Raw genomic sequence first — 5,410 nt, 5'->3', positions numbered from 1 at the left:
GTCGAACGTCCCATCAAGATCGGCGACTACATCCAAGTCGGCGGCCAGGAGGGGACGGTCAAGAAGATCAGCGTACGCTCCACCGAAATCGAGACCATTCATCGGCAATCGGTGATCATTCCGAACGCACGCTCATCACCGACCCCGTGGTCAACTGGATGCATCTCGACAAGAGCTGCCGCCTCGACATTCCCATCGGCGTCGACTACGACACCGACGTGAGCAGTTGCGCTCCGTGCTGCTTGGCGTGGCGAGTGAGTATCGTGCCGTCTTGAAGTCGCCCCCGCCCGTGGTTTATTTCGCGGGGTTCGGCGACTTCTCGCTCGATTTCGAGCTCCGCGTGTTCCTGCGCGACGTACGCGAGCGCATAAAATCCTTGAGCGAGCTCCGCTTCGCCATCCTTGCGGCGCTCCGGGAGGCGGACATCAGAATTCCGTTCCCGCAGCAGGATATGCACATCAAAAGCGACGGCGTGGCCCAAGAGGGTGCGGCAGAAGACGAAAAAGCCCCCGCCCGGCCCCGGGCCAAGGCGAAGCGCGCCACAACCCAGAAGGGAGCTTGAGGCGCACGCTTACGTTTCGCTCGATAAACACTAATTAGTTCAATTACTTATGCAGCATCAACCAAGGTGTAAGGCTGACGGCGCTATAGAGCGTCCATGACCGATGGCGCGCGGCAGGACGGGTTGCTGAGGGGTGGCTTTTCGGCCATCGAGGACTCCTATCGGCTTCTCGTCGAGAGCATCACCGATTACGCCATCTACATGCTCGACCCGAACGGGGTCGTCACCAATTGGAACCGCGGCGCCCAGCGCTTCAAGGGTTACGCGGCCGACGAGATCGTCGGGCATCATTTCAGCCGATTCTTCACCGAGCAGGACCGTGCCGACGGCTTACCGGAGCGCATTCTGGCGACCGCCGAGCGGGACGACCGCTTCGAGGGGCAAGGTTGGCGCATCCGCAGCGACGGCACAAGATTTTGGGCCCATGTCGTCGTCGACACCATTCGTAACGACGAAGGGGACGTGCTGGCTTCGCCAAGATTACGCGCGACATCAGCGAGCAGCGTAAGGCCGAGGAGCGCCTCTATCGGCTCGCCCACTACGATCCGCTGACGGCTCTGCCGAACCGCATCACCTTACGTGAGACTCTTGATAAGGCCATCCAGTCAAGCTCCGGGGCGACGGTCCTGATGATCGATCTGGACGGATTCAAGGAAGTCAACGACACGCAGGGCCATGCGGCTGGCGATGTTGTCCTCAAGGCCGCCGGGGACCGGTTGAAAGAGCGCATCGGAACCCGCGGCACGGTCGGCCGGCTCGGCGGCGACGAATTCGCGGTTGTCCTGCCTAATCTCTCCGATCCGCTCGAGGCGGCCAAGATCTGCGACGATCTGCTCGCAAGCTTCCGTGCGCCGTTTGGCTCGGAGGGACAGGATGCGTTTCTGGGCCTGAGTCTTGGCATCGCTATGAGTCCCAGCCACGGAGACTGCGCCACCGACCTACTTGCGAGCGCGGACTTCGCCCTCTATCGCGCCAAATCCGAACCCAGCATGGGCTACTGCATCTTCCAGCCGGCGCTCCGCCAAGCCGCGCTCGCGCGGCGCAACTGCGACCAGGAACTCCGCGAGGCGGTGGCCCAAGGCCAGCTCGAGATGAACTATCAACCGCTGGTCCGTCTGGAAGATTACCGTGTGACCGGCGCCGAGGCGCTCCTGCGTTGGCGTCACCCGCAGCATGGTCTCATCGCGCCGGACGCCTTTCTGGACGTCCTGGAGCGCGGCAGACTCGCGCGAGCGGTCGGCGATTGGACGATACACGAGGCGGTGACTCTGGCCCGCCGCGTCCGTGCGCTTGGCAATCCGAGCTTCCGCGCTAACGTCAATCTCTTCGCCGTGCAACTCCGCCAGGACGAGCTCGCCAAGACGGTGACCAAGGCGCTTGAGGCAAACGGTCTCCCGCCCGACGCGCTGGAGCTCGAGATCACCGAGAATATCTTCCTGCAAGAGGGTGAGGCGATGATCGGCCCCTTGCGTCAGCTCCGCGATCTCGGCGTGGGAATTGCCTTCGACGACTATGGCACCGGCTTCGCCTCGCTGAGTCTCTTGAAGCGCTTCCCCCTCACCAGGCTCAAGATCGACCGCAGCTTCGTGCGGAATCTTTGCTCCGACAAGGAAGATGAAGCCGTAGTCCGGGCCATCGTTTATCTCGCCGAGAGTTTCGGCTTGGAGGTCACGGCCGAAGGTGTGGAGCGGGAGGACCAGCGCCAGCGCCTCCTTGAGCTAGGCTGCGAGAGCGCGCAGGGCTATTTGTTCGGCCGCCCGATGACGGGACAGCGCATTATGGAGATCATGAACGGCGCACAGCACGAGGGCCTTGCCCGCTGGCCGCATTTCCCGCCGAAACGTACCGACGTCGCGAACAAGACCTTCGTCAAACGCGCCTAGCGCACCCTGCAAGAACTGACTGCCCGCTAGCTAACGTGCGGCCCGCGCATTTCTTGGATGGCGGCCTGGATACGGCGCCAATTCGCGGCTTCCGCCTTGTCGCCATGCTTCTCGCACTCGGTCGCCTTCTGCGCGGCCTCGACCGCCGCCTTCTGGCCATGGGTTCCCAGAAAGCGCCGTGCATAATCGTGGATTTCGTTCATATCCATGGAACGGCCTCCTTGGTGCTGTGCTTGGTGGAACGCGAAGCTCTCCGATGAACATCGCGATCGCCATGAGACAGATCAAGAGGGGCCATTGAATGGCAAAAATGGCGATTATTCCCTGAGAATAGGGCCACCGGCGGCCGCAGCCGCCGGTGCTCCGTCACTAGTCGTCGTAGCCGACAAGGATCTCGCCGGTCGCGGGGTGGACGTGGGCCTCCATGCGGGTGCCGTTCTTGGTCAACTCGACCTCGTAGGCGCCATCGTCGGCCTCGATCTCATCGACTTTGTAGCCTTGAGCCGAGAGCTTGTCGGCGATCTCCGCGGGAGCCAGCCACTGGTCCTGGGGCACGTTCAAGCGTTGAGCGCCATCCCAGTCTGCCAGGGCAGGCATCGCAGCCAGCATGGAAAGGCCCAGCAGCGTCGGAATGAAAAATTTTCGCATCGTTCTTCTCCTGTTTTTTCCTGTTTTTGTCGCGGCGTTGTGTGCCGGGCTTCAACCTGCCAAACACCCCCTGACGAGGGCCTGACCGGCCCTGTCAGCCATTTGTCAGCCCTTGGCGCGCAAGAGTCCGTTATGTTCAGGCCCCTCCCCGACGCCCGAGTCTGGCTCACTGCCGCAGCACTGCTTTGCGTCGTCACAGGCGCCGCGTTGGCCGGCGACGATATCGGTCATCAAGAAGCGCGCCGCCTCGTGCAGGAAGGGCGTATCCTGCCGCTCGCCGCAATCCTGGATGGCGTCGGCCAAAAGGTGCCGGGCGAGGTCCTGGAGGTCGAACTTGAATTCGACGACGGCACCTATGTTTACGAGCTCAAGATCCTGGGACGGAACGGCAGGGTTCAAGAGGTGGAGGTTGACGCGCCGAGCGGGACGATCCTCAAGATCGAGGACGATGACTGATGCGAGTGTTGATCGTGGAGGACGAGCCGCGCATCTGCGCCGACATCTCGCGCACGCTTTCCGGCACGGGCTATTCTTGCGACTGGGCCACCGACGGTGAGGACGCCTGGTTTCGCGGCGAGACGGAGTCCTACGACCTCATCATTCTCGATCTCGGCCTGCCGAAGATGGACGGGCTTACCGTCCTGAAACGCTGGCGCGCGGCCGGACGTCAAACGCCGGTTCTGGTGCTTACGGCGCGCGGCGCGTGGCCGGAGCGTGTGGAAGGCATTGCGCCGGCCGACGACTACCTGACCAAACCCTTCCGCATGGAGGAGTTGGTCGCGCGCGTGCGCGCTCTGATCCGGCGTTCCACCGGGCATGGCACGCCTATCCTCGAGGCCGGCGGAATACAGCTCGATACCAAACAAATGCACCTGACGTTGGACGATGTTCCAATTCCGCTCTCGCCGCTCGAGTACCGCTTGATCGCCTATCTGATGCATCACAAAGGGCGCGTGGTCCCGGCAAGCGAGCTTTTGGAGCATCTCTACGGCGATGACGATGCGCGCGACGCCAATGCGCTGGAGGCGGTGATCATGCGCTTGCGAAAGAAGCTCGGCGCGCGGGCGATCGAGACGCGGCGCGGCTTCGGCTATCTGGTCGCCGGCGAGGAAGCGACGTGAGCTTCACGTCCTTGCGGCTTCGGCTCTTGCTCGGCGCCGGCGCCTTTATTCTGACCGCCCTCGCGCTGGCCGCTCTCGGGCTGACCTTCTTGTTTCAAGACCATGTCGAACGCTGGGTGGACGGAGAACTCGACGGTTATCTCGATCAGGTCATCGCCGGCATCGACATCGAGCCCGGCGGTGAGCTCGCTGTGGCGGAACCGCCGGCCGATCCGCGATTCACACAGCCACTGTCCGGGCGCTACTGGCAGGTCGTCGTGGAACCTGACGGCCCGGTCCTGCGCTCGCGCTCGCTTTGGGACTTCGAAATCCCGCTGCTCCCCGCCGGGGCCGTGGACGATGAGGCCCGTCACGGACGGGTGCCCGGCCCCGACGGCACGCGCCTCTACCTGCTGCAACGGCATGTCCGATTGCCCTCGCGCCTCGGAGGACATACCGCCCTCGCCGCCGTCGCGGTCGATGCCGCGGAGGTCGCCGCGGCCGTGCGCCGCTTCGCCTCGGTGCTCGTGCCGTTTCTGCTGGTTCTGAGCGCCTTGCTGATTCTCGCCGCCTGGGTCCAGGTGCGCGTCGGACTGAGACCCCTGTCGGCCATGCAGAGCAAACTCGGCGCCATCGGCAGCGGCAAGCGATCGCGCCTCGGCGGCGGCTTTCCAGACGAGGTCCAGCCGCTCGCCAGCGAAATCGACGCGTTGCTCGATGCTCGGGACCGTGAGGTGGACCGTGCCCGTTCCCGCGCCGCCGATCTCGCCCACGGCCTGAAGACGCCGCTACAGGTGCTTCTGAGCGATGCCGAGCAACTGAAGCGCAAGGGCGAGACGGCCGTCGCCGAGGAGATCGAGACCATTGTTACGGCCCTGCAACGGCATGCGGAGCGGCAACTCTCTCGCGCGCGCATGGCGTCCTACTCGCCCAACGCCTCCGCCGACATTGCGGAGATCGCCGAGCAGGTCGCCCGGGTCATGAAGCGCACGCCCGAAGGCCAGCGCCTGGCCTGGCGGGCCGAGATCTCGCCGGATGTCAGGGCGCGCATCGATCCCCAGGATCTCGCCGAAGCGCTCGGCAACCTCACCGAGAACGCCGTTCGCCACGCGCGCTCCCGCGTCGTCATCGAAGCCACGCACGATGGCGCCACGGCACGCATCGCGATCGCCGACGACGGTCCGGGCATCCCATCGAGCAGCAGGATGAGGTGCTCG

At 64.1% G+C, this 5,410-nt stretch carries 8 protein-coding genes and 1 pseudogene; 7 read left to right on the top strand and 2 right to left on the bottom strand.

What is annotated here, in order from left to right:
- The 4 genes and pseudogenes from AUC71_RS21860 to AUC71_RS06040 all read left to right on the top strand — a co-directional run.
- Nucleotides 1-222, top strand: a 222-nt coding sequence (locus tag AUC71_RS21860) for a mechanosensitive ion channel domain-containing protein (RefSeq protein WP_141701485.1), incomplete at its 5' end; no start/stop codon positions are given.
- 4 nt (nt 223-226) lie between these two features.
- On the top strand, nt 227-562 hold the full coding sequence (locus AUC71_RS21855; RefSeq protein WP_069623548.1) for a mechanosensitive ion channel domain-containing protein: 336 nt from the start codon (nt 227-229) through the stop codon (nt 560-562).
- A 96-nt stretch (nt 563-658) separates the two neighbouring features.
- Nucleotides 659-1,086 (top strand): annotated as a pseudogene (locus AUC71_RS06045) (PAS domain-containing protein); the annotation flags it as partial.
- 24 nt (nt 1,087-1,110) lie between these two features.
- Nucleotides 1,111-2,445, top strand: a complete 1,335-nt coding sequence (locus AUC71_RS06040; protein ID WP_425283358.1) for a putative bifunctional diguanylate cyclase/phosphodiesterase — start codon at nt 1,111-1,113, stop codon at nt 2,443-2,445.
- 26 nt (nt 2,446-2,471) lie between these two features.
- On the opposite strand, the gene AUC71_RS06035 is transcribed toward AUC71_RS06040, so the two are convergent.
- Together AUC71_RS06035 and AUC71_RS06030 are read right to left on the bottom strand one after the other, a co-directional pair.
- Nucleotides 2,472-2,654 (bottom strand): hypothetical protein, encoded by a 183-nt coding sequence (locus AUC71_RS06035; protein WP_069623545.1) that lies wholly within the window; start codon nt 2,652-2,654, stop codon nt 2,472-2,474.
- Nucleotides 2,655-2,814: 160 nt separating this feature from the next.
- Nucleotides 2,815-3,093, bottom strand: a complete 279-nt coding sequence (locus AUC71_RS06030) for a PepSY domain-containing protein (protein ID WP_069623544.1) — start codon at nt 3,091-3,093, stop codon at nt 2,815-2,817.
- Between the two features lie 132 nt (nt 3,094-3,225).
- Between AUC71_RS06030 and AUC71_RS06025 the strand changes: the two genes are divergently transcribed.
- The 3 genes from AUC71_RS06025 to AUC71_RS06015 all read left to right on the top strand — a co-directional run.
- Nucleotides 3,226-3,549: a PepSY domain-containing protein gene (locus tag AUC71_RS06025; RefSeq protein WP_069623543.1), complete on the top strand. Its 324-nt coding sequence runs from the start codon at nt 3,226-3,228 to the stop codon at nt 3,547-3,549.
- Nucleotides 3,549-4,214 carry a response regulator transcription factor gene (locus AUC71_RS06020; RefSeq protein ID WP_069623542.1) on the top strand — a complete coding sequence of 222 codons (666 nt, stop codon included), beginning with the start codon at nt 3,549-3,551 and terminating at the stop codon, nt 4,212-4,214. The genes AUC71_RS06025 and AUC71_RS06020 overlap by 1 nt, the downstream gene beginning before the upstream one ends.
- Nucleotides 4,211-5,410 (top strand): sensor histidine kinase (locus AUC71_RS06015; RefSeq protein WP_069623541.1); only part of this gene is annotated, 1,200 nt, incomplete at its 3' end. The genes AUC71_RS06020 and AUC71_RS06015, both read left to right, overlap by 4 nt.

Origin of the sequence: Methyloceanibacter marginalis (assembly GCF_001723295.1) — a bacterium.
Taxonomy (GTDB): domain Bacteria; phylum Pseudomonadota; class Alphaproteobacteria; order Rhizobiales; family Methyloligellaceae; genus Methyloceanibacter; species Methyloceanibacter marginalis.
The sequence above is the reverse complement of the archived record's forward strand: the minus strand, read 5'-3'. Positions and strand labels throughout refer to the sequence as shown.